The organism is Marinomonas sp. HM11-D, from assembly GCF_057626615.1.
Map to the genome: position 1 here is coordinate 104550 of NZ_JBMMKT010000002.1, position 22708 is coordinate 127257.

The following is a 22708-nucleotide window of genomic DNA, read 5'->3' on the forward strand; positions in this document are numbered from 1 at the left end:
CAGCTTCTTCTGTGTGTATTTACAATAGGTCAATAAAAGAGGTTTTAAATGGCGACAGCGAGTGCCTGCCATATCTTGGTGAAAACCAAGCAAGAAGCAGAACAGTTAAAGTCGAAGCTGGATAATGGTGCGGACTTTCATCAGCTAGCTAAGAAGTTTTCAACATGCCCTTCGGGTAAAAAGGGTGGTGACTTAGGGGAATTTCGTAAAGGCGATATGGTGGCGCCCTTTGATAAGGCGGTTTTTACCGGCCCTTTATTGAAGATTCAAGGTCCCATTAAAACCCAATTTGGTTTCCATCTCATCAAAGTGCTTTACCGTTCTTAATAAGGAAGTCGCAGTATGAACATTACTGAATTGTCGTCTCACTACTTTGTCTCGCCTCAAATCGAAATCGCGGATATTGAGGCCTTAAAAGAGCAAGGCTTTACGGTGATCGTTAACAATCGTCCAGATGGCGAAGCGGAAGATCAACCAAGCAGTGCCGAGATTCAAGCGGCGGCAGAGCAGGCAGGTCTAGCTTACCTATACAATCCAGTGGATCTGCAGAAATTGTCGCACAAGGAAGTTGCAGCTCAAGCTGAGCTGATTGCAGCGGATGAAAAAGTGTTTGCTTATTGCCGTACCGGTACGCGCTCTTCTGTATTGTGGGTGTTGGCGAACCAAAAAGACGAGATGTCGTTTATTGCCTTGGTGGCTGAAGTGATGAAAAAAGGCTTCGATTTAGGGCGTTGTTTGCCTGCCATGGAGCGCTTGAAAAAAGCTTAAGTTCTTTTTCTCTTTAAAAAGCCCGCTGTTGCGGGCTTTTTTGTGGCAATTAGTAACAAGTTAGTCGATTATCATATAGGTCAACCGAGTTTATTTTAGTAAACTTGTGGAGCGTAAAGGAGAAAAATGCAGATGGTAAGTCGACCCTCGTTAGAAACTGCTACCGCTTCAGACCCCGATCATTTCGTCGAGCCCTTAGAGCTGGGTAAGCGTGTAAAAGAAATTCGCCTGACAAAAGGCTGGACCTTAGAGGAAGTAAGCAAGCGTACCGGTATTGCTCGCTCTACCTTGTCCAAAATAGAAAACGATCAAGTGTCGCCAAGTTTTGCCATTGTGCAGAAACTGATTGGTGGTCTCGGTATGGATCTGCCGCAATTATTCGTCGAGACACAAGAGCATTCGATTGCTGGGCGTCGCGATATTACTCGCTCTGGTCATGGCGAATCTCATCCTACGGCAACCTATGAGCATGAGTTGCTCAATTACTCGATTAGCCGTAAAAAAATGGTGCCTTTTAAGACCATTGTTCGGGCGCGCAGCTTTTCCGAATTTAAAGAGTGGGTACGCCACGATGGGGAAGAATTTCTCTTGGTTTTATCAGGGAGCGTGATATTTTATTCAGAGTTCTACGAACCGGTAGAGCTGAATGAGGGTGATAGTGTCTATTACGATGCGGCGATGGGTCATATCGTGGTGTCGAACTCTCCGGAAGACGCACAAATTTTGTGGGTAGTTGCCCGCTAATCTGGATTAAGAACAAATTTTATAGGGGTGTTATGCCTAACTCATGGGACGTAGAGAGCTGGCGTCAAAAAACGGCTTTACAGCAACCAGAATACCCAGATGCACAAGCACTGGCTGGTGTAGAACAAACATTGTCTAGCATGCCGCCATTGGTGTTTGCGGGTGAGGCGCGTCAATTGCGCGCTGACCTAGCGCAAGTGGCAAAAGGGAATGCGTTTTTGCTACAGGGCGGTGATTGTGCTGAAAGCTTTGCTGAGTTTTCGGCAAATAACATCCGTGACACCTTTAAAGTGTTGTTGCAAATGGCGGTCGTGATGACCTACGCGGGCAAGTGCCCAGTAGTAAAGGTTGGTCGTATGGCAGGGCAGTTTGCTAAGCCTCGTTCCGCTGGTACTGAAACGATTGATGGTATTGAATTGCCAAGCTACCGTGGCGATATTATTAACGGTATTGAGTTTAATGAAGGCGCTCGTGTGCCGGATCCTGAGCGATTGGTGAAGGTGTACAATCAAAGTGCAGCGACCATGAACTTGTTGCGCGCTTTCTCGCAAGGTGGCTTTGCCGATTTGCATCAAGTGCACCAATGGAACTTGGACTTCATTAGTGCTAGCCCTGCAGGAGCACGTTACCAAACGATCGCGGATAAGATCGATGATGCGCTACAGTTTATGGAAGCTTGTGGCCTAGGGGCAGGGACTTCGCAGTTCCGTGAAACTTCTTTTTACACTTCCCACGAAGCCTTATTGCTACCATATGAACAAGCCTTGACGCGTCAGGATAGTTTGACGGGTAAATGGTACGACTGTTCTGCTCATATGTTGTGGATCGGTGATCGTACTCGTCAAATCGATGGTGCTCACGTTGAGTTCTTGCGTGGCGTCCATAACCCGATCGGCGTGAAGGCGGGTCCGTCGATGGATCCTGAAGATCTGTTGCGCCTGTGTGATATCTTGAACCCGAATAACGAAGAGGGGCGCTTGAATGTCATTGTGCGTATGGGGGCTGACAAAGTAGCTGATGGAATGCCAAACCTGATTCGTGCAATTGAGCGCGAAGGTAAAAAAGTGGTTTGGAGTAGTGATCCAATGCACGGTAATACCGTTAAAGCCAGTACGGGTTACAAAACGCGTAAAGTGGACGATGTGCTACGTGAAGTGCAGCAGTTCTTTGAAGTGCATAAAGCCGAAGGGACTTACCCGGGTGGCGTGCATTTTGAGATGACAGGTCAAAACGTAACCGAATGTGTCGGTGGTGCGTTCCAAGTGACGGAAGCAGATCTTGCTGATCGTTACCATACTCATTGTGACCCACGTTTGAATGCGGATCAGTCGTTAGAGTTGGCGTTTATGATTGCTGAGACTTTAAAGAAAGCACGTGCTTAAGCTTTAGGTTTGTATAAAAAAAGCCCCTTGGCGAGCACATCGCCAAGGGGCTTTTTCGTATTGGTTGCTAACTTGCCTTAGCCTTTACGGCGACGGAAGGCAGAGGTTGCTGATTTTGCTGTCATGTCTAATTTAGCCATGATCATTGCCATCTCATCCGCTTGTTCAGCTTGCTGTTTGCGCAGTTCTTCTGAACGCTCAGCTTTTGCTTGCTTCTCAGCTTCGCGTAGCATTTTTTGGATGTTGCTTGAGCTGCGAGTCGTTGCTTGCTTTGCTGCTGGTGCTGCCGTGCGCTTTACCGTTGATGGCTTAGTTGGATCTTCGATTTCACCTGTTGCAGGTGTATTTAGACGATCTTCACCAATTAGCTCACCAAAGAAAGAGGCCGCCGTTGGTTTCGGTGCATCTTTAGGTAGGGCTACTTTTGGCATTTCAGCGGCTTTCTTAGCGGTCGCTGCAGCTTTTCGAGCGGATGGCTTTTTAACGGGTTCTGCTGTTGAGTTGCCGTTAGTGTCAAACATGGCCTTCTTGCCAAAATCAAAAGATTTTACTTTTGCTGTTGTTTGACCAATTTTGTAGCCACGTAGACTGTCTGCATTGTAGATCGCAATGTAGTCTTGCTCTAGTTCGTAAAGCTCTTCTTTGTCGCTTGTTTCGAATAGCTCTTCTACTGTGAATGCGTCAACGCCGTGCGTGCGAATTTCTTCGTACAGTGGGTAATCTAAGTCTTCGTTTGCGGCTTCGACATACTGTTCAAAGCGCTGAAAACCACTGTTAAAAGAAGTGCCGACGTAGTGCTTTCCAGTGACGTTATTTATGATTTTAAAAACAACCAAAATCCCTGCCTCTTGAATTCTTACAGTCAGATGCAAAGCATAGCCAACCTCGCCTATAGGGAGGCGATGTCTGGCGCTTGCAAAAATTAATGAGTTTTAAAGTTTGAAAACGAGATTTAATCCGTCTCGTACGTGGAGGTGAACGTTCTCCACTCTCGGATCTTGAGCGATACGCTGGTTCATTGCATCCACTGCTATATCGCTGTTCTCTACGGGAGAGAGTACTCGTCCTTGCCAGATAGAGTTGTCGATTATGATTAGGCCCCCACTGCGAACCAGGGGTACTACCGCTTCATAATAGTTGAGATAGTTGCGTTTATCGGCATCGATAAAGACAAAATCAAGCGGTCCTTCGATTGTTTGGATGGTATCCAAAGCAGGACCGAAAATGGGGGTGATCTTGTTCCCGAACGGGCTACGATCAAAAAATTGTTGCGCAAACTCAATTGCACGAGGGTTGGTTTCACAGCAAATCAATTTGCCGTCTTCAGGCATGCCTTCTGCAATAGATAGTGCAGAATAACCTGTAAACATACCGATCTCTAAAGCGTTTTTAGGTTGGTGGATTTTCGCTAACAACTTCAGTGTGCGACCAATCGTGCGACCCGATAGTTTGTTCGGGTAGCCCATGTCGGTGTAAGTCTTTTCGACTAATTCCAACAAAAGGTCTGGCTCTGCTTGAGTGGTCTCAACGCAGTAGTTGTCAATTGCTTCGTGATCCATAAGGCCTAAATATCTTGGAGGGGTTGTTGTGAAACGAGCGCCATTTTACCTGCTTGCAGGGGAATGTCTATGGCTGAAAAGCACAAAAAAAGGTTGATTTTTGTGTCGTGTGGTGCGTGTTATGTTGCAACTGTGAATATCTGCATCTAAGGTCGCAAAATGCTCTAAGAAGTGTTAGGTTATAGCGCTTAAATTTACATGTGCTCTTACGTATGGAGCACCACTGACTCCGATAGGGGAAACAAATGCCAGTTATTACTTTACCAGATGGAAGCCAGCGTTCTTTTGCTGAGCCCGTTACTCTAATGCAAGTGGCCGAGGACATTGGTCCTGGTCTAGCGAAAGCTACCGTTGCAGGTAAAATCAACGGAAAATTGGTTGATGCCTGTGAACTAATCACCGAAGACTCTGATGTGAGCTTGGTAACGGGACGTGATGAAGAAGGCCTTGAAATCATTCGCCACTCATTTGCCCACCTGGTAGGTCACGCTGTAAAACAACTGTTCCCAACTGCCAAAATGGCAATTGGTCCAGTGATTAATGAAGGCTTTTACTACGATATCGCTTACGAACGCCCATTTACTCCAGAAGATATGGCAGCGATCGAAACACGTATCGGTGAGCTGATTAAAAAAGATTACGACGTTATCAAAAAGATGACGCCAGTCGATCAAGCGCGTGCTCAGTTTGTAGAGCGCGGTGAAGACTACAAAGTTCAGTTGATCGACGACATGGACGAGTCTGTGACAGAAGTCGGCTTGTACCACCATGAAGAATACATGGATATGTGTCGTGGTCCACACGTTCCTAACACACGTGTGATGCGTCACTTTAAATTGATGAAATTGGCCGGTGCATACTGGCGCGGTGATTCTAGTAACGAACAGCTACAACGTATTTACGGTACTGCTTGGTCTGATAAGAAAGATCTAAAAGCTTACCTAACACGTATCGAAGAAGCTGAAAAGCGCGATCACCGTAAATTAGGCAAAAAGCTGGATTTGTTCCACGTTCAAGAAGAAGCACCAGGCATGGTGTTCTGGCATCCTAAAGGCTGGAAACTGTACCAAACAGTTGAGCAGTACATGCGCCAGAAACAACTTGAAAACGGTTACCAAGAGGTGAAAACACCTCAGATCGTTGACCGTGTATTGTGGGAGAAATCTGGTCACTGGGGTAAGTATCATGAAAACATGTTTACTACTCATTCAGAAAACCGCGACTACGCTGTGAAACCAATGAACTGTCCTTGTCACATTCAAGTGTACAACCAAGGACTTAAGAGTTACCGTGACCTGCCATTCCGTATGGCTGAGTTCGGTTCTTGTCACCGTAATGAGCCTTCTGGTGCATTGCACGGTATCATGCGTGTGCGTAATTTCGTGCAGGACGATGGTCACATTTTTGTGACGGAAGATCAGATTCAGTCAGAAGTGTCGGCATTCATCGACTTGTTACACGAAGTGTATGCGGATTTTGGTTTCGATCAGATCATCTACCGTCTATCGACTCGTCCAGAGCAACGTGTAGGGGCTGATGAAGTCTGGGATAAAGCTGAGAAAGCGCTGTCTGATGCATTAGACAATGCTAAGTTGGATTGGGAAGAACTTCCAGGTGAAGGTGCTTTCTACGGTCCTAAAGTAGAGTTTTCTTTGAAAGATGCCATTGGCCGTGTATGGCAGTGTGGTACTATTCAAGTTGACTTCTCTATGCCAACACGTTTGGGTGCGCAATACGTATCAGAAGACGGTTCACGTCAAACACCTGTTATGTTGCACCGTGCGATCGTTGGTTCCCTAGAGCGCTTCTTAGGTATTTTGATCGAAGAAACGGAAGGTGCGTTCCCTGTTTGGTTAGCGCCAGAGCAGGTGGTAGTGATGAATATTACCGATCGCCAAGCAGAATACTGTGCGAATTTAGAGAAATCTCTAAATTCTAAGGGCTTCCGTGCAAAACTTGACTTGAGAAACGAGAAGATCGGGTTTAAAATCCGCGAGCATACTCTGCAACGAGTGCCATATTTGATCGTTGTCGGTGATAAAGAAGTTGAAAACCAGCAAGTTGCTGTACGTACTCGTACCGGCGATGATCTTGGTGTGATGAGTATTCCAGAATTTGAGGAATTGCTTCAAAATGAAATCTCACGCCGTAGTCGTAAATAACAAATGGAGATAGAGCTATAAAAGGTAATATGAATCGTGGACGTACAACTGCTGGTAAGCAGCGTCCTCTAATCAACGAAAACATTCGAGCTACCGAAGTGCGCCTAATCGGTGCTGAGGGTGATCAAATTGGTGTTGTTTCGATTGAAGAAGCACTAGCAGCAGCTGAAGAAGCTAGCCTAGACCTAGTGCAGATTGCTGATTCAGATCCGATTGTTTGCAAAATCATGGACTACGGTAAGCATATCTTTGAGCAGAAGAAAGCTAAAGCTGCTCAGAAGAAGAATGCGAAGCAAATCCAAGTAAAAGAAATGAAATTCCGTCCAGGGACGGAGGAAGGGGATTATCAGGTAAAACTCCGCAACCTGATACGTTTCCTTGAAGGAGGGGATAAGGCTAAGGTTTCTTTACGTTACCGCGGCCGTGAAATGGCCCATCAGGAGCTTGGCATGCAACTTATGAATCGAGTCGCTCAAGACTTAGAGGAATACGGTGTAGTAGAACAAGCTGCGAAAATGGAAGGTCGCCAATTGACTATGGTGCTGGCCCCTAAAAAGAAGAAGTAATAAAAGCGTCTAATTATTAGAACTTGTTATTACATTTAACATTAACGAATGCGAGAGTGGTTTTACCATGCCAAAAATTAAATCTAATAGTAGTGCTCTTAAGCGCTTCAAACGTACCGCTAACGGTTTTAAGCATAAGCAGTCTTTCACTAGTCACATCCTGACTAAAAAGTCTACTAAGCGTAAGCGTCAACTACGTTCAATGCAGCAAGTTAAATCTTGCGACAAGCCATTGATCGTTCGCATGCTTCCTTACGTTTAATCGATATTTTTCAGTCAACAACTAGTTAAAGGGTTTATATTATGCCTCGCGTAAAACGTGGTGTTCAGGCTCGTCGCCGTCACAAAAAGATTTTAAAGCAAGCTAAAGGTTACTACGGTGCTCGTAGCCGTGTATTTCGTGTAGCGAAACAAGCGGTTATCAAAGCTGGTCAATACGCTTACCGTGACCGTCGTCAACGTAAACGTCAATTCCGTGCTCTATGGATTGCTCGTATCAACGCTGCGGCTCGTATCAACGGTCTATCTTACAGCCGCTTCATCGCTGGCCTTAAGAAAGCTGCGATTGAAATCGACCGTAAAGTATTGGCTGACTTGGCAGTTTACGAGAAAGAAGTTTTTGCTGCGATCGTTGAAAAAGCGAAAGCAAGCTTGGCTTAATTGAGACGTAGTGCCTAGAGTGAAAATACATTTGATGTGTAGTCACTCAAGCAGTCTTTGATAGGGGAAGAGCCAACGCTCTTCCCCTATTTTATTTTTTGGAGTATGAAATGGAGAACCTAAACCAGATTCTTGCTGACGCCTTGGCTGCGGTAGCTGCATCTGAAAACGAGGCCGGTCTTGATGAGGTGCGCGTTCAGTACCTTGGTAAGAAAGGCGCTCTAACGTCGCTTCTAAAGCAACTCGGTAATGTTGCGCCAGAAGACCGCCCTAAATTCGGTCAATTGGTAAACGAAGCAAAAGAACAAGTTCAAGAGAAAATGACTGAGCGTAAGACTGCTTTGGCAGCGGCGGCATTGAACGCAAAACTTGCTAACGAAACGATCGATATCACTTTGTCTGGTAAAGGCCAAGAAATCGGTGGTTTGCATCCTGTTACTCGTACTATGGAACGAATTGAAAACTTCTTCCGTGGTATTGGTTTTGACGTAGCATCGGGTCCTGAAATCGAAGACGATTACCATAACTTCGAGGCGCTTAACATTCCTGCGCACCACCCAGCGCGTGCTATGCAAGACACTTTCTACTTTAATCCGAATACGGTTCTACGTACGCACACATCGCCAGTGCAAGTTCGTACGATGGAAAACAATCAGCCGCCAATTCGTATTATCTGTCCTGGTCGCGTGTACCGTAGTGACTCAGACCAAACCCACACACCTATGTTCCACCAAGTGGAAGGTTTGTTGATCGACGAAAATATTTCTTTCGCGGATCTGAAGGGTATTTTGCAACAGTTCCTAAACGTATTCTTTGAGGATGACCTTAAAGTGCGTTTCCGTCCAAGTTACTTCCCATTCACTGAGCCATCCATTGAAGTGGATATCATGCGTACTAACAGCAAAGGCGAAGAGTCTTGGTTGGAAGTATTGGGTTGTGGCATGGTGCACCCGAAAGTGTTGGAAATGTCTGGTATTGATCCAGAGAAATACACTGGTTTTGCCTTTGGTATGGGTGTCGAGCGTTTCGCGATGTTGCGTTACAAAGTAGACGACCTACGTATGTTCTTCGAAAACGATCTTCGTTTCCTAACGCAATTCAAGTAAGGACCAAGGCTAACTATGAAATTCAGTGAAAATTGGCTAAGAGAGTGGGTCAATCCAGCAGTCACTACAGACGAGCTAGTGGCTCAAGTGACATTGGCCGGTCTAGAAGTGGACGACGTGGAAACAGCTGCGGGCGTATTTACTGGCGTAGTGGTCGGTGAAATCCTAGCGGCAGAGCCGCACCCAAATGCTGACAAGCTGCAAGTGTGTACCGTATCTGATGGTGCTGAGCAGTTTCAAGTGGTTTGTGGTGCGCCTAACGCACGTCCTGGCATCAAGATTCCATTTGCAAAAATCGGCGCTGTGCTTGGCGGTGATTTCAAAATTAAAAAAGCGAAACTACGTCAAGTAGAGTCGTTTGGTATGTTGTGCTCAGCGTCTGAGCTAGAAATCAGCGATGAAAATGACGGTATTCTTGAGCTTGCGGCAGATGCGCCAGTGGGTGCAGATATCCGTGAGTACCTAAACTTAAATGACAGCATTATCGACGTTGATCTAACGCCCAACCGTGCTGACTGTTTAAGTATTGCAGGTCTTGCTCGTGAAGTAGGTGTGATCAACAAGGTGGATGTGACGCCTGTTGCCATTGAAGCACAAGCGGTCAGCATCGACGATCGTTTCCCAATTCGTGTTGACGCGACAGAAGGCTGTCCACGTTACCTTGGTCGTGTGATCAAGGGTGTTAACGTGAAAGCGGAATCACCACTTTGGATGGTAGAAAAGCTACGTCGTAGCGGTATCCGTTCAATTGATCCAATCGTTGATATCACCAACTACGTGATGATCGAGTTGGGTCAACCAATGCACGCATTTGACCTAAACAATCTATCTGGTTCAATCGTTGTGCGCTTGGCGGAAGAGGGCGAGAAAATCCTTCTACTAGACGGCCAAGAAGTAGCATTGCGCTCTGATACTATGGTGATTGCGGACGAGCAAAAAGCGCTAGCGATTGCTGGTGTGATGGGCGGTGAGCACTCAGGTGTGAACGACCAAACGCAAACCATCTTTTTAGAAAGTGCTTTCTTTGCGCCATTGGCACTTGCTGGTAAAGCGCGTTCATACGGCTTGCACACGGATTCTTCACACCGTTTTGAACGTGGTGTAGACGCGACGCTTGCTGCTAAGGCAATGGAGCGTGCGACGCAACTGATCCTTGAGATTGCGGGTGGTCAAGCAGGTCCAGTAAACGAAGCCGTAACCGAAGCCAATCTACCACAAGCGAACCAGGTGACACTGCGTCGTCAGAAGCTTGATCAATACCTAGCGACCTCGCTAGACAAAGATCTAGTAACGGATATCTTGTCTCGTCTTGGTCTAGAAATGGTTGAAGTGACCGATGAAAAATGGGTAACGGTTGCGCCGTCACACCGTTTTGACATCGAGATCGAAGCGGACTTGATCGAAGAAGTAGCGCGTATCTACGGTTACGATAACCTGCCTTCTTCTATGCCAACCGCGGCGGTGAACTTTACACCGGCGTCAGAAAGCAAAACGCCTATTCAATCGCTACGTGCAACGCTTGTTTCTCAGGGTTACCAAGAAGCTGTAACTTACAGCTTTATTGATCCTGTGATGAGCAAGCAGTTCTTCCCTGCGATTGACCCAGTACCACTAGAAAACCCTATCTCTGGTGATATGGGTGTGATGCGTCCAAGTTTGCTACCAGGTCTTGTGAAGGTGTACCTACACAACCAAAACCGTCAGCAATCCCGTGTTCGTATCTTCGAAACGGGTAGCCGCTTCATTGGTGATGTGAACAAGCTGGATGAGCTTGATCAGAAGCACCAAGTAGCAGGTCTGATAGCCGGTTCTCGCTACCCAGAAGGCTGGTACCACAACAATGAAAAAGTGGACTTCTACGACCTGAAAGCGCACGTTGAAGCACTGTTTTATTTGAACCAAGGTGCTCAGCCTGAATTCGAGCGTGCGGACGAAACTTACTTGCACCCAGGTCGTTCAGCTTACGTGTTAGTAAACGGTGATCGTGTGGGTGTGATTGGTGAGCTACACCCACAACTAGCGAAACAACTTGGTACGAACCAAGCGGTTTACGTGTTCGAAATTGATTTGAACACTGTGCTAGGTGCCAAGCTTCCAGAATACCAACGTGTATCCAAGTTCCCAGAAGTGCGCCGTGATTTGGCGTTACTAGTGGATCGTGCGACACCGGTACGAGAGCTTGAGAAAGTCATCGCAGCGAATGCGGGTGAAGCCTTCCAGAAAGTCGCAGTTTTCGACGTTTATCAAGGCCAAGGTATTGATGAATCTAAAAAAAGTGTCGCTTTGGGCTTGACGTGGCAGCATCCTTCACACACTCTTAGTGATGAAGAAGTAAACAGCGCTGTGGAAGCAGTGACTGGTGCACTTGCTGAGAAACTCGGAGCAGTTATTCGGGGGTAATGATATGGCGTCCTTGACGAAAGCAGATATAGCGGAAAACTTAGTTGATTCTCTTGGCCTAAGCAAAAAAGATGCGAAGGACCTTGTTGAGAGCTTCTTTGATGCAGTCAGAGAAACACTTGTGGAAAGAGAGCAGGTGAAGTTATCAGGTTTTGGTAACTTTGAAGTGCGCGAAAAAAGCCAGCGTCCTGGGCGTAACCCGAAAACAGGGGAAGAGATCCCGATTACGGCGCGAACCGTTGTGACTTTTAAACCTGGGCAGAAGCTTAAGTCTAAGGTTGAGAGTTACATGGAAGAATAAGCGCTTTTTATAAAGCTCTTGAAAAACCGTCTGTATTTTACAGGCGGTTTTTTTATGTCTATGGCGTTGTCTTGGCGGTTGTAAGTTAGTAACTGGCTGAGAAATTATCCTGTGAGCGAGTACACAATAGGGCATTATTTTCTACGTGGATATTCTGACCTCTGGTGACATCATTAGAAGGTGGGGGCTGCTGAAAGCCTTATGAACTCTGGGATTACCGTGACTTGATCAATTTTTGTATATATATAAAGTAGTTAGCTACTTATATGAAGGGTGTGTTTAATTTGATTTAATCTAAAAAAATCAAAAAAAAGCCTTCCCTTTTCGATTTGTTATAGTAATATACGCACCCGCTGACAGGGGCAGCGCTCTCGTTAGTAACGGGGCGTAGCGCAGCCTGGTAGCGCACTAGCATGGGGTGCTAGTGGTCGCAGGTTCAAATCCTGCCGTCCCGACCAGACAATTTGATTTGCCGCTATAGCTCAGTTGGTAGAGCACCTGACTTGTAATCAGGGGGTCCCGAGTTCGACTCTTGGTGGCGGCACCATCTAAAGTCTGGTTGATACAATTTGTAAAAGCGTTTAAGCCGCTATAGCTCAGTTGGTAGAGCACCTGACTTGTAATCAGGGGGTCCCGAGTTCGACTCTTGGTGGCGGCACCACTTAAACACTTTGGCAAGATTTGCCGCTATAGCTCAGTTGGTAGAGCACCTGACTTGTAATCAGGGGGTCCCGAGTTCGACTCTTGGTGGCGGCACCATTTAAAATTTGTTAGTAAAAGCGTTTATGCCGCTATAGCTCAGTTGGTAGAGCACCTGACTTGTAATCAGGGGGTCCCGAGTTCGACTCTTGGTGGCGGCACCATCAAATTTGATGATTAAAACGGTTTTGCCGCTATAGCTCAGTTGGTAGAGCACCTGACTTGTAATCAGGGGGTCCCGAGTTCGACTCTTGGTGGCGGCACCACATCAAATTGATAGTCAAAACGGTTTATGCCGCTATAGCTCAGTTGGTAGAGCACCTGACTTGTAATCAGGGGGTCCCGAGTTCGACTCTTGGTGGCGGCACCACCTAAATTGACAGTCCAAACGTATTTATGCCGCTATAGCTCAGTTGGTAGAGCACCTGACTTGTAATCAGGGGGTCCCGAGTTCGACTCTTGGTGGCGGCACCATTGCTACAAATAGCAATGGGCGTGTAGCTCAGTTGGGAGAGCGTCGCCCTTACAAGGCGAATGTCGGGAGTTCGAACCTCTCCACGCCCACCACTTATAGGAAAGTGGCTAAACACCTACGACAATATGGAGTGGTAGTTCAGTTGGTTAGAATACCTGCCTGTCACGCAGGGGGTCGCGGGTTCGAGTCCCGTCCATTCCGCCAATTTTTTAATCCTTTTAGCAAAAAGGGTCATCTTCTCCAGGATGTAAAACCATGAGCGGGCGTGTAGCTCAGTTGGGAGAGCGTCGCCCTTACAAGGCGAATGTCGGGAGTTCGAACCTCTCCACGCCCACCACTTTATAAGCAGTGGTAAAACAACTTATGACAATGGAGTGGTAGTTCAGTTGGTTAGAATACCTGCCTGTCACGCAGGGGGTCGCGGGTTCGAGTCCCGTCCATTCCGCCAATTTTTTAATCCTTTTAGCAAAAAGGGTCATCTTCTCCAGGATGTAAAACCATGAGCGGGCGTGTAGCTCAGTTGGGAGAGCGTCGCCCTTACAAGGCGAATGTCGGGAGTTCGAACCTCTCCACGCCCACCACTTTATAAGCAGTGGTAAAACAACTTATGACAATGGAGTGGTAGTTCAGTTGGTTAGAATACCTGCCTGTCACGCAGGGGGTCGCGGGTTCGAGTCCCGTCCATTCCGCCACTTACTTCCTTAAGTAAGTAGGTAAAAAGATCCATCTTTCCCAAGATGTAAAACGATGAGCGGGCGTGTAGCTCAGTTGGGAGAGCGTCGCCCTTACAAGGCGAATGTCGGGAGTTCGAACCTCTCCACGCCCACCACTTATAGAACAGTGGTTAAACAATCTATGACAATGGAGTGGTAGTTCAGTTGGTTAGAATACCTGCCTGTCACGCAGGGGGTCGCGGGTTCGAGTCCCGTCCATTCCGCCACTTACTTCCTTAAGTAAGTAGGTAAAAAGATCCATCTTTTCCAAGATGTAAAACGATGAGCGGGCGTGTAGCTCAGTTGGGAGAGCGTCGCCCTTACAAGGCGAATGTCGGGAGTTCGAACCTCTCCACGCCCACCACTTTATAAGCCGTGGTAAAACAACTTATGACAATGGAGTGGTAGTTCAGTTGGTTAGAATACCTGCCTGTCACGCAGGGGGTCGCGGGTTCGAGTCCCGTCCATTCCGCCACCTACTTTCTAAAGTAAGTTGGTAAAAGAACCATCTTTCCCAAGATGTAAAACTATGAGCGGGCGTGTAGCTCAGTTGGGAGAGCGTCGCCCTTACAAGGCGAATGTCGGGAGTTCGAACCTCTCCACGCCCACCACTCATTGATATTGATAGATTTATCCATAAGTATCTGATATTACAAAGCTTTTGCTTTCCTCAAGTCACATAATCATTGTGACACACGCTGTGACCAAAATTTTCTTTATTTTCGATGTGACCACAGTGTGACCTCTTCGTGTCTTATTTTGATAAATCAAATTTTTGTGACCATTTTTTCAATGGCATTTCTTGTGTTATTTTGCAGTTCGTACCAATACGTCACAGATTTCGTAGTTTCTCTTTTTCAGCACCTTGTTTGACCTTATTGGCTTTCTCTTCCTCTCAGTTAATTTAAAGCTTGAATTGCTTTATGCTCTCGCCAGATCTTGTGTGAGTAGGTTTCTATAAAAAAATGTTGTGGCCTGAGTTTATTTCGATCAATGCTCTTAGCGGTGCTGAGGTTGGTCTGCACGTGATGGTAGCTCATGAGTTAAAGCTAACGAAACGCTATAAGCGTGCTAGTATTTTTATTAACGTGTGATCAGGAGGGTATGAGTATGTCCAACAAGCCATCGGAAAGTAGACAAGGTAGATTGAAGACCACTATGGACCTTCAGAATATGATTGCAGAACTGCTTAATTGCCCATCTATAAATTACGAGCATCAAGAGCTACTAGAAGTTATCGAGTCGTATGAAACATATCCTAATCAGCATGACTTTACTTTAAATGGTCAGATTGAGGTGTTGAAGATTTATGTTCAAGCTGTCCAGGTCTACGAATCATTTGAACGAGCTCAGGAATGGATGCACTCGGAAATTCCTGTTTTAGGTAACTGTGTGCCAGTCACATTGATGAATAAACAGGGTGGCCGTAAAGATGTTTTGCAAGTGTTGCGTAAAATGGAGTTTGGAGAGTATGTCTAAAGGTTTTGATAGCAAGAAATATCAGCCTTGGCTGAAATCGCGTTTTGGCAATAAGGAAAAAACTCAAAAATAGCTAAGTGTATCGAGTGAGGTATTCAATGGCTTGAGTCCTATAGGCGTGGGTAAATCTTATTCACGATGTTTTGTGATGTATTAATCAGGGGGCACTTAAAACGATATATAGCGAACAATCAAAGTGCTCCCTAGGGTAGAATTCATTACAAATAAGTAATGGGTGTAGAGATGGATTCTGTCATTCGATATATCAGTATACTCGAGCTTCTGCCGATTGCGCCTAAGCCAAGTATCTCAACAAAAGACATACTCAAAAAGTTAGAGCATAAAGGCTTTTCTGTAACTTCCCGAAGCTTGCAACGCGATCTTGCTGCTTTAGCAAAATACTATCCAATCATCTGCAACGACAAAGTTCGTCCGCACAGGTGGCGCTTTTCTGAAGACTATCAGGGAAGTTTTGCTGCAATGGACGCATCATCTGCAGTGAGTACAATTCTCGTAAACGAATATTTACTAGGCATAATGCCGGCTCCGCTTCTATCTCAGCTATCCCCGCAATTGAATCGCGCGAAGAGCTTTATTCAATCTCATTCTGACAGCACTTATGTAAATTGGTTGGAAAAAGTCAAAATAGTCTCAGATGGTAAGGTACTAATGCCTGCACAGATTGAGCCAGATATTTGGGCAACTGTATGCGAAGCGATTATGTCAAATAGGGCATTAGATATGGTGTACTACAGCCGTTCTAAAGACAAAGTTCATTCAGGTGTTCTTCACCCTCATGGATTAATGATCCGAAAAAGTGCCACATACGTTCTGGGAGCTTATAACGATTATGATAACGTTAGGCAATATGCACTGCATCGTTTCATAAGCGTGAAACTATCTTCGTCTGATTTCCGGCCTAATCCAAGTTTTTCACTTCAACGTTACATAGACGATGGCGAGTCTGGCGTTAAATACTCTGATGAATCATTCCATCTTGTGGCATTGATTGACAAAGGATTAGCTAAAAGACTTGAGGAAACAAAACTGAGTGAGACTCAGGCTATATTAGAAACTGATTCTGAGGAGTGGTTCCTGCTTCGAGCTGTTATCCCTGATGATAGAGACACGCGTGCTTGGTTACTTAGCCAAGGGGCCAGCTTAATTGTGCGTGAACCTGTATCTCTAAGGGATGAGTTACTGGAAGAAGTCGCATCTATTCAAACGTTGTCTATCAGCTTAAATGGGCTAGGTCTTAAAATTAAATAGAAAAGCATTGTTTGTTTTTGTGAAAATTGTAGCATTATGTAAATAGGCGACATTTATCAGTCATTATGTTTTTCTTCTTTGCTAGAACTGTGTAAATTCTAATCAGAATCAATTAGTTGTCGCTGGTAGCGGTATTGATAATGTTTGGAGGATGAATGGTAGAGACTGTATGCAGGATTAACGTAAAACTTAAAGATGTCACGTTTGATAAGAAGCGAAATGCGATTGTTTTCAGCAATATCATTAAAAGTGGTAATAAATCAGTAGATCTAATAGGTCGACTAGCACGCTTACTTGCAAAAGCTGCGAACGGTAAGGGATCTCCTGTAGAAGAGCGTAAGAAGAAAGCGGGCTTTAAGCTCGATGCAAGAAAGTTTTCAGTCGCTGCGCTTGAAGATCATATTCAAATAAATTACGACTTTTCAGGTAGCTCTCCTGATCTTATTCAGCCTGTAAAAGAGATTGTCTATGATGTTTTAACCCTGCATTTCAATGGAATAACCAAATCAATCAAGCAACTTAACGAAGTTGACCAACCTGCATCAGATTCCTATAAGGCATCAGGCTTTTCAAATATTCAAGATGCGTTCGAGGTTACTAAAATTCTTTATGAGATTGCTGAGCATCAAGGAGTTAAAGAATTTGATGTCCAAGTAGAGGGACGTGAAGAGCATCATAAAATAGGAATACTTAGCCCACCTGAAAAACCGGATTTTAAACCTGACGCCGAAGAAATCTCATTCCTTGAGTATGAAGTTAGTGATACCCATAAGAAATTGCCGAGCATAGAAGTTGTTCCTAAAAGTGGCAAAGGCAAAAAAGTTGTGCTCGTTAACGCTGAGCAATATTCTGAATTGGAGAAAGGTAAGGCTTTTTCTATTGATACCTACGTGCTGTTTGATTTTACCGTTAAGCAGGTTTCTGAGAAACAGTATGAATTAATAAGCTTCTCGCTTAGTAGTGTTCAAATGGAAATCGAGCATTGACCATACATCCTCTCCTAAACAAAGCTCTTAAGAATAGTGAGCCAGAATTTGCAAATGTAAAGCTCCAACGGATCGGCAGAGAGCTTCTTGGTTTTTATCTTGTAAGCTCTGGGAGTGCTGATACCAAGATTATTTTAGATGAAGCCGCTATTTTAAGGGGCACGGACTTTCAAGCAACGCTAGAAGAAGGAAGGAAGCTATGTAAACGCAAGATGAGTCAATTACCGATTCTTGCTTTTCTGTCTTTAGATTTAAAAAAACTCCCTAACGTCATTGATCACGTAGTCTTTCACAAGCTCCAAGCATCTATTTTCTATGCCTTGGTATCAAGCGAGGTAAATTTTAGTTTTGTCACGGTTGCTGAGGCCGCTGATAACATTCGACTAATTTTGTCGCAAAGAGCCAGCAGTTCAAAAATAAAGCAAATTCCTAAAGAGCTTTCAGTTTTTGAGACACTTCAGTACCTCTGTAATGAAATTACAGGGCAGTACACGGTTTCTCAGGCTTATTTGAAAATGGTTCGTGATGGTTGGAACCTATGCTCAAACTACAAAGAAGAGCCACCGTTAAAGGTTAAAACAGGGATTAGATCAAGACGGCCTGATCCTAGTGTAAAAGATCTAGTTAATGTCGCTCCTTTCCCTTTTTCTGGGAACGATTTAGATATCGAAGATTCGATAGATGTCGACAGCATCGAGTTAGACCAAGACGCGATTAGCCCATCGGTTAAAGCGGAACGTGAACTCTTTAGAAATCAGATTCTAACGGCTAAAGAGCAATTTGGTCTTGCGTTTGTTACCTACCGATTGACGCCTCATGAACTCAGTAAAGCGATTCAATGGATCAATAACGCACAACCCACTGCAAGCTCAGCGCTAGGATTTTTAACCATTCTAACGACTTTAAAATTGCACGAAGTCCTCGGGCTCCATATTGCTAAGTCAGTGAGTGACATCTACTCATTTAAGCAGTTGGATGGCTGCTACGGCATGATTGATCTTGAATCGGGGATTTATTGGCGAAAAGAGTTGAATATCGTTGATCGTTACGAGCCTAGTGAAACAGATCTACAATGGCTGCTACCACACACTGAATGGCTGGCTCTGCCAATACCAAGCCCATTTTTGAAACTGTTCAGAGCTTTCTTTACCGGATATCAAGCAGGGTTAATAGAACAAATCTTACCTGATGATATTTTACAAAATGCGAATGAATCTTTAACAAGAGCATGCAATGAGATCGTTCACTCTGGTGGTTTAAATAGGCGCCTTACTAATAAGGTACTTCGTTATCTGTTGTATGGATGCGTCGCTTCTAAATACGGGCGTCATCAAGCGGCACTGATCTTTGCGAATAACGAATTTGGGTTATCGACATGGCATTATTACATGTCGGACACGGCTTACCATTCGCAATTGGCATTTATGAACACCTGTACCGAATCATTAGGTTTTGATTTTGGCCATCAAGTAGATTTTACCGAAGGTAATTCGGTCATCGGCTCTAAGTTAGCAATTAACAAAGCGGTCTTTTCAGCGCGTTTGGCTGAAAGGCGAGAATTCTTAAATGTTTCCCTTCGAAGCGTAAGGAAGAGTCGATCTCTTGATGCTTTGCGTGAAATTTATAATCAGCTCGTCTCTTACACTGTGTTGATGTTCTGTGCAGCTACCAGTCATCGCCGACACAAAAGTATGTTCATTGAGCATTACTGCTGGAATGATGATTACACCAGTGTACTGATAGCCGACAAAATCCATTTTGGTGAGAGTGCTACCCGCATCATCCCAGTGCCGGAATTAATGACGAAGCAGATCAACAATACTCTTGGGTGGATTGAGCAAATCATTAAGAGAGTTAAACTGTTCGATAAAAAAATAGCGGTGAAGCTGAACGCATCCATTCACCGAGATAGTAATACTTCATTTTTAGGGCTTTGGTTAGAAAATGGTGAATTAGCGACACCGAGCACATCACAAGTTGAAGTGTTTATGGGAGGTGACTGGACTTTACCGCAGAATGCAGTGCGTCATCTTTCCTATCACACGCTATTTACTTTTGAAGACGCTGTTCCATTCCTGGACCATCACATGGGGCATATTTCTACTGATATGCATTCGTTTCAAAATACCTCTTTAATGAAGTATGACGGCCCTGGAGTTGAAATACATCGAAATGTCATCTCAAGATGCCTTGAAGAGCTGGGTTTTAGCCTGCTAGGGCGCACAAGCTTTTCTCACTCAAAAATGTACAACAAAGGGCAGTTTGTCCCGAGGTCTATTCAGAAAAAGTCTCACAATCAATCGAAAAGTACTGAACGAATCATAGAGTCTGATCTGAAGTCTTTATTAAACAAAGCGATTAAGACAAATTCAGACTTTTACGAGCTGTTGTCAGAGCATTACAGTGGTGACCCATACTTGCATGAACAAGCATTGATATTGTTTAAAAAACTGGAACTAAGTGATGGCGATCAGACAGAAATCGACTGCGATGCATTACATTCCGCACTCGGTAATTATTTTAAAAAATCTCCTGTAGCTAAAGCGGTCTTGCCTTACGACGTGATGTTCAGTGAGCGAAACTACACACAGATTAGTGCGATTTTTTATGATTTTGCGGAAGCATTGATCATTCACTATAAGCACGCTTCTCCTGACACCTTAAGTAATCTTCTGCTGTTCTCAATGATACTGGACAGCACAGGGAGTCTATCCCCAGAAAAGCTTCGTAAAGCAGTGACTATCGACTCAGTTAAGTACTTGAATGGTTACCTAACAGCGAAGATGGATAAGGGTGAGCGTGTTTTCTTTGGGGGACTATCTGCGTTGCTACTGGCGATGTTGGTCAAGAGGGTTAAATCCCAGAAAGTTTACCTTAACCCACAAAAGTTAGAGTTATTGATGAATGGCCAATGCCCTGAAGTCAAAGTCGATCAGTCCATCGCAAAAGGATTTACAAAGTTATCTGCGATGTTTCGGCAGATGCATGATAAAAAAATGACCCTTAGTAAGCTTTATCAACTGATTGATCACGCTCCGAAGCGGACTGAAGCAGGTGCTCTTTATGGGCTGCGCCAAGGAACCCTCAAAGTAAAAGGCCTTTCTGAGCACACCTTATTAAGATTGTTGGATCGTAAGCATCGTTACATCATGCCATCTAGTGATGAAGCCACGTTGAGCGTTATTGCAGAGCGTTCCTTTTTCAAAGCAAAGTCACGTTCAAACGATTACTTTAAGGGGTTCATGGCAGACTTTCGTAATAAGTTTGTTAAGTACCCTGGTACCTCAAAAGATAAAATTACCTGCTTTTGGCAGGAATTGATTTCGTTAGATACATCCAAAAAACTTTCTGACTTGGTTAAGGCGTCCCGAGAGCTACCGGAAATTATTGTCCTTATTCTAACGTGGTTATATGAAATTTCTGGGCGTAAAGGTCAGCGCTATGGTGGCTTAGCCACTTCCTCCATTCAAACGTACTTCTCTAAGCTAGTTCCTCGTCTTTTTCAATTTGCTGCAAACCAGTCTCTGACGACCTTCGACTACGAAGATTTTTCAGATCTTTATCAAGACATTATTGATGCAGGAGACATTGAGAATCGTGCCGAAAGAGTGAAGATATTGGCTCGTTTTCATTCTGTCATTCAAGACTATTTTGGTGTTATTAAATTTGATTTTCGGGACTTGGATGTTGAGTTAAATGCAGAGAGTCTCACCGGCCGAATCATTATGCCGTGGGAATACGAACAAGCGCTCTCACTTTTACTATCTGATAAAGATATGAACTCAGAAGAGCAGTTTACGAATGCTGCAATTTTAATTCTTTGCTGCCGTTTAGGGCTAAGGCGAGAAGAAATAAGGCGCGTGAAGTTAAGAGATTTCTCGACTGAAGAACAAGTGCTTTACATAAGGACTCACCGCGTATCAAAAGAAACGGTGAGGGTAAAATCGAAAAGCGGAAACCGTCGAATTCCATATTCACTGTTTCTGAACGAAGAAGAGCTGAAAATACTTAATTCATGTATCGAAAGGGCCCAAGGGGTAAATGATTCATCTGTGACTGTCTTCTTTGACCCGGTCAACTCGAAAGAAATTCGACAAATGGACAGTCACTTTAGTCGAGTGATTGAAGCGTTAAAGCTAGTTACGGGCGACCCTTATATGCGACTACATGACGGACGCCATACTCATATCAGCTTTACGGCTTCGGCTTTAGTTCTAGATGATAAGCAAAGTGATGCGATCGCAAAAGTCGTTAAAGAGTGGCTGCGCATTGATATATTTTCTAATTTCCAAAAGCAATTCATGGAAACAACAGTCGCAACACCTTCTACACGCCATGCTTTGCTTCCGGCATTGGCGCTTATGGTAGGTCATTCAAATGCTGCAACCACATTGTCTTCGTATACTCATTTGCTGGAATACTGGAGATGGCAGTCTGTCGAAATGGACTTTAAGAAAGTTAAAACAATGGATGGCACGCTTTCAGCACTAGCCAAGATCAACAGAAAACGCCTTACTGAGATCAAAAGTGAATGGGGGCTGTCTGCGAGCTATGCAGTCTTAAAGAGAATTCATGATGGAAAGAAGGATGTAACAGAGGCTGCAGTGAACGAGTTGAAGATCGAAGAGTTCGATAAAAAACCGATATTGAGCTCAAGAGAAACTGACAAGGTTCTACCTGTTATAAACCAAATCCAAAATGCCGAACGAGCACTTAGGTACATTGAAGATGCCGAGAAACAGAGTAGATGTGCTCCTAGCGAGAACACTATTCAGCCATCAGACCTTCAATATGGACTGACAGAACACTATGTTTCTCAAATCAGGCAAGCATATCAATCAGTGCTTACTGACGATGTTTCCTATAGGGCTTATAACATATCTTCAAATGAAGAGGGTGTGGATTTCATCGGACAGCCACGTCTTTATGAAGCACGTAATTATTTCAAAGAGCCGGCATTTTACCAGCTGTTGACGCATTTGATTCAAATGAAACAATCGAACCCAGAAGCCTTTTTTGAACTTGAAAGAGTTTGGGCACAAGCTTGGTACGACAGCAAAAAGAAGCTTTATATTCCGCTCTCACAAGCTGATCAGGCAAAAGACATCTTCTCTGCATGCCAGATGAGCTTATATCTAGGGGATGAAAGAATAAATCGACGTTTGGTTGGTGTGGTATATGACTCACTACCAGTAGTAAGACTAGATTTAAGCAACGAAGCGATCTCAATTCCGCAGTTTAGTCATGCGATGTTTTTACTACAGTTGATTGAGAATTTATCTTCACTTTCGAAGAGCTAAGAAACTGCCCAATACTTAAATAACATCTGTGTGCCGCGACACACTCTGTCGCTATTCCCCCTTACTCTTCCCCTGTCCACGAAGGACATCTGTGACAGCCACATAATCATTGTATCTGTCACTCTACTAATTAGCGTTT

Annotated in this window: 17 protein-coding genes and 19 tRNA genes; 34 read left to right on the forward strand and 2 right to left on the reverse strand. The window is 44.6% G+C overall.

Annotated features, from left to right (window positions below; genetic code table 11):
* Positions 1-48: 48 nt before the first annotated feature.
* The 4 genes from ppiC to ACOSVP_RS02885 all read left to right on the forward strand — a co-directional run bounded on the left by ppiC (position 49) and on the right by ACOSVP_RS02885 (position 2894).
* Positions 49-327, forward strand: coding sequence for a peptidylprolyl isomerase PpiC (gene ppiC / locus ACOSVP_RS02870; RefSeq protein WP_487346005.1), 279 nt, complete (start codon positions 49-51; stop codon positions 325-327).
* A gap of 15 nt (positions 328-342) precedes the next feature.
* A complete protein-coding gene (locus ACOSVP_RS02875) occupies positions 343-768 on the forward strand; it encodes a protein tyrosine phosphatase family protein (protein ID WP_487346006.1) in 426 nt (141 codons plus the stop codon).
* A gap of 132 nt (positions 769-900) precedes the next feature.
* The gene (locus ACOSVP_RS02880; protein WP_487346304.1) at positions 901-1512 is read left to right on the forward strand and encodes a helix-turn-helix domain-containing protein; all 612 of its coding nucleotides are present in this window, start codon (positions 901-903) and stop codon (positions 1510-1512) included.
* A gap of 32 nt (positions 1513-1544) precedes the next feature.
* Positions 1545-2894, forward strand: coding sequence for a class II 3-deoxy-7-phosphoheptulonate synthase (locus ACOSVP_RS02885; RefSeq protein ID WP_487346007.1), 1350 nt, complete (start codon positions 1545-1547; stop codon positions 2892-2894).
* A gap of 77 nt (positions 2895-2971) precedes the next feature.
* Here ACOSVP_RS02885 and ACOSVP_RS02890 read toward each other — a convergent pair whose 3' ends face one another.
* Complete coding sequence (locus ACOSVP_RS02890) at positions 2972-3730, reverse strand: GIY-YIG nuclease family protein (protein WP_487346008.1); 759 nt, start codon at positions 3728-3730, stop codon at positions 2972-2974.
* A 96-nt stretch (positions 3731-3826) separates the two neighbouring features.
* Positions 3827-4453 (reverse strand): O-methyltransferase, encoded by a 627-nt coding sequence (locus ACOSVP_RS02895; RefSeq protein ID WP_487346009.1) that lies wholly within the window; start codon positions 4451-4453, stop codon positions 3827-3829.
* Between the two features lie 245 nt (positions 4454-4698).
* Between ACOSVP_RS02895 and thrS the strand changes: the two genes are divergently transcribed.
* The 30 genes from thrS (at position 4699) to ACOSVP_RS03045 (ending at position 22569) form a co-directional block, all read left to right on the forward strand.
* Positions 4699-6615, forward strand: coding sequence for a threonine--tRNA ligase (gene thrS, locus ACOSVP_RS02900; RefSeq protein WP_487346010.1), 1917 nt, complete (start codon positions 4699-4701; stop codon positions 6613-6615).
* Positions 6616-6644: 29 nt separating this feature from the next.
* Positions 6645-7181: a translation initiation factor IF-3 gene (gene infC / locus ACOSVP_RS02905; RefSeq protein WP_487346011.1), complete on the forward strand. Its 537-nt coding sequence runs from the start codon at positions 6645-6647 to the stop codon at positions 7179-7181.
* Positions 7182-7248: 67 nt separating this feature from the next.
* Entirely contained in the window at positions 7249-7443 is a 195-nt protein-coding gene (gene rpmI / locus ACOSVP_RS02910; RefSeq protein ID WP_487346012.1) for a 50S ribosomal protein L35, read from the forward strand.
* 41 nt (positions 7444-7484) lie between these two features.
* Positions 7485-7841, forward strand: coding sequence for a 50S ribosomal protein L20 (rplT, locus tag ACOSVP_RS02915; RefSeq protein WP_115898707.1), 357 nt, complete (start codon positions 7485-7487; stop codon positions 7839-7841).
* A 110-nt stretch (positions 7842-7951) separates the two neighbouring features.
* The gene (gene pheS / locus ACOSVP_RS02920) at positions 7952-8947 is read left to right on the forward strand and encodes a phenylalanine--tRNA ligase subunit alpha (RefSeq protein ID WP_487346013.1); all 996 of its coding nucleotides are present in this window, start codon (positions 7952-7954) and stop codon (positions 8945-8947) included.
* A gap of 15 nt (positions 8948-8962) precedes the next feature.
* Entirely contained in the window at positions 8963-11347 is a 2385-nt protein-coding gene (gene pheT, locus ACOSVP_RS02925; protein WP_487346014.1) for a phenylalanine--tRNA ligase subunit beta, read from the forward strand.
* A gap of 4 nt (positions 11348-11351) precedes the next feature.
* Positions 11352-11648: an integration host factor subunit alpha gene (locus ACOSVP_RS02930; protein ID WP_487346015.1), complete on the forward strand. Its 297-nt coding sequence runs from the start codon at positions 11352-11354 to the stop codon at positions 11646-11648.
* 381 nt (positions 11649-12029) lie between these two features.
* Positions 12030-12106 (forward strand) — tRNA-Pro (locus tag ACOSVP_RS02935).
* A 13-nt stretch (positions 12107-12119) separates the two neighbouring features.
* Positions 12120-12195 (forward strand) — tRNA-Thr (locus tag ACOSVP_RS02940).
* A 38-nt stretch (positions 12196-12233) separates the two neighbouring features.
* A tRNA-Thr gene (locus tag ACOSVP_RS02945) sits at positions 12234-12309 on the forward strand.
* A gap of 22 nt (positions 12310-12331) precedes the next feature.
* Positions 12332-12407: transfer RNA gene (locus ACOSVP_RS02950), tRNA-Thr, on the forward strand.
* Between the two features lie 28 nt (positions 12408-12435).
* Positions 12436-12511 (forward strand) — tRNA-Thr (locus ACOSVP_RS02955).
* 26 nt (positions 12512-12537) lie between these two features.
* A tRNA-Thr gene (locus ACOSVP_RS02960) sits at positions 12538-12613 on the forward strand.
* 28 nt (positions 12614-12641) lie between these two features.
* Positions 12642-12717, forward strand: a tRNA-Thr gene (locus ACOSVP_RS02965).
* Positions 12718-12745: 28 nt separating this feature from the next.
* Positions 12746-12821: transfer RNA gene (locus tag ACOSVP_RS02970), tRNA-Thr, on the forward strand.
* Between the two features lie 17 nt (positions 12822-12838).
* A tRNA-Val gene (locus ACOSVP_RS02975) sits at positions 12839-12914 on the forward strand.
* 35 nt (positions 12915-12949) lie between these two features.
* Positions 12950-13026 (forward strand) — tRNA-Asp (locus ACOSVP_RS02980).
* Positions 13027-13083: 57 nt separating this feature from the next.
* Positions 13084-13159 (forward strand) — tRNA-Val (locus ACOSVP_RS02985).
* 34 nt (positions 13160-13193) lie between these two features.
* Positions 13194-13270: transfer RNA gene (locus ACOSVP_RS02990), tRNA-Asp, on the forward strand.
* Between the two features lie 57 nt (positions 13271-13327).
* A tRNA-Val gene (locus ACOSVP_RS02995) sits at positions 13328-13403 on the forward strand.
* Between the two features lie 34 nt (positions 13404-13437).
* Positions 13438-13514 (forward strand) — tRNA-Asp (locus ACOSVP_RS03000).
* Positions 13515-13575: 61 nt separating this feature from the next.
* A tRNA-Val gene (locus ACOSVP_RS03005) sits at positions 13576-13651 on the forward strand.
* Positions 13652-13685: 34 nt separating this feature from the next.
* Positions 13686-13762: transfer RNA gene (locus tag ACOSVP_RS03010), tRNA-Asp, on the forward strand.
* A 61-nt stretch (positions 13763-13823) separates the two neighbouring features.
* A tRNA-Val gene (locus ACOSVP_RS03015) sits at positions 13824-13899 on the forward strand.
* A gap of 34 nt (positions 13900-13933) precedes the next feature.
* Positions 13934-14010, forward strand: a tRNA-Asp gene (locus tag ACOSVP_RS03020).
* A 60-nt stretch (positions 14011-14070) separates the two neighbouring features.
* Positions 14071-14146: transfer RNA gene (locus ACOSVP_RS03025), tRNA-Val, on the forward strand.
* A gap of 499 nt (positions 14147-14645) precedes the next feature.
* On the forward strand, positions 14646-15014 hold the full coding sequence (locus ACOSVP_RS03030) for an antitoxin Xre/MbcA/ParS toxin-binding domain-containing protein (RefSeq protein WP_487346016.1): 369 nt from the start codon (positions 14646-14648) through the stop codon (positions 15012-15014).
* A 243-nt stretch (positions 15015-15257) separates the two neighbouring features.
* Positions 15258-16283, forward strand: a complete 1026-nt coding sequence (locus tag ACOSVP_RS03035) for a helix-turn-helix transcriptional regulator (RefSeq protein ID WP_487346017.1) — start codon at positions 15258-15260, stop codon at positions 16281-16283.
* A 155-nt stretch (positions 16284-16438) separates the two neighbouring features.
* Positions 16439-17269 carry a hypothetical protein gene (locus ACOSVP_RS03040; RefSeq protein WP_487346018.1) on the forward strand — a complete coding sequence of 277 codons (831 nt, stop codon included), beginning with the start codon at positions 16439-16441 and terminating at the stop codon, positions 17267-17269.
* Positions 17266-22569 (forward strand): site-specific integrase, encoded by a 5304-nt coding sequence (locus tag ACOSVP_RS03045; RefSeq protein WP_487346019.1) that lies wholly within the window; start codon positions 17266-17268, stop codon positions 22567-22569. The genes ACOSVP_RS03040 and ACOSVP_RS03045 overlap by 4 nt, the downstream gene beginning before the upstream one ends.
* Positions 22570-22708 lie beyond the last annotated feature (139 nt).

Coding starts and splice junctions, on each gene's coding strand:
- ppiC (WP_487346005.1), top strand. CDS start 49: ATGGCGACAGCGAGTGCCTGCCATATCTTGGTGAAAACCAAGCAAGAA.
- ACOSVP_RS02875 (WP_487346006.1), top strand. CDS start 343: ATGAACATTACTGAATTGTCGTCTCACTACTTTGTCTCGCCTCAAATC.
- ACOSVP_RS02880 (WP_487346304.1), top strand. CDS start 901: ATGGTAAGTCGACCCTCGTTAGAAACTGCTACCGCTTCAGACCCCGAT.
- ACOSVP_RS02885 (WP_487346007.1), top strand. CDS start 1,545: ATGCCTAACTCATGGGACGTAGAGAGCTGGCGTCAAAAAACGGCTTTA.
- ACOSVP_RS02895 (WP_487346009.1), bottom strand. CDS start 4,453: ATGGATCACGAAGCAATTGACAACTACTGCGTTGAGACCACTCAAGCA.
- thrS (WP_487346010.1), top strand. CDS start 4,699: ATGCCAGTTATTACTTTACCAGATGGAAGCCAGCGTTCTTTTGCTGAG.
- infC (WP_487346011.1), top strand. CDS start 6,645: ATGAATCGTGGACGTACAACTGCTGGTAAGCAGCGTCCTCTAATCAAC.
- rpmI (WP_487346012.1), top strand. CDS start 7,249: ATGCCAAAAATTAAATCTAATAGTAGTGCTCTTAAGCGCTTCAAACGT.
- rplT (WP_115898707.1), top strand. CDS start 7,485: ATGCCTCGCGTAAAACGTGGTGTTCAGGCTCGTCGCCGTCACAAAAAG.
- pheS (WP_487346013.1), top strand. CDS start 7,952: ATGGAGAACCTAAACCAGATTCTTGCTGACGCCTTGGCTGCGGTAGCT.
- pheT (WP_487346014.1), top strand. CDS start 8,963: ATGAAATTCAGTGAAAATTGGCTAAGAGAGTGGGTCAATCCAGCAGTC.
- ACOSVP_RS02930 (WP_487346015.1), top strand. CDS start 11,352: ATGGCGTCCTTGACGAAAGCAGATATAGCGGAAAACTTAGTTGATTCT.
- ACOSVP_RS03030 (WP_487346016.1), top strand. CDS start 14,646: ATGTCCAACAAGCCATCGGAAAGTAGACAAGGTAGATTGAAGACCACT.
- ACOSVP_RS03035 (WP_487346017.1), top strand. CDS start 15,258: ATGGATTCTGTCATTCGATATATCAGTATACTCGAGCTTCTGCCGATT.
- ACOSVP_RS03040 (WP_487346018.1), top strand. CDS start 16,439: ATGGTAGAGACTGTATGCAGGATTAACGTAAAACTTAAAGATGTCACG.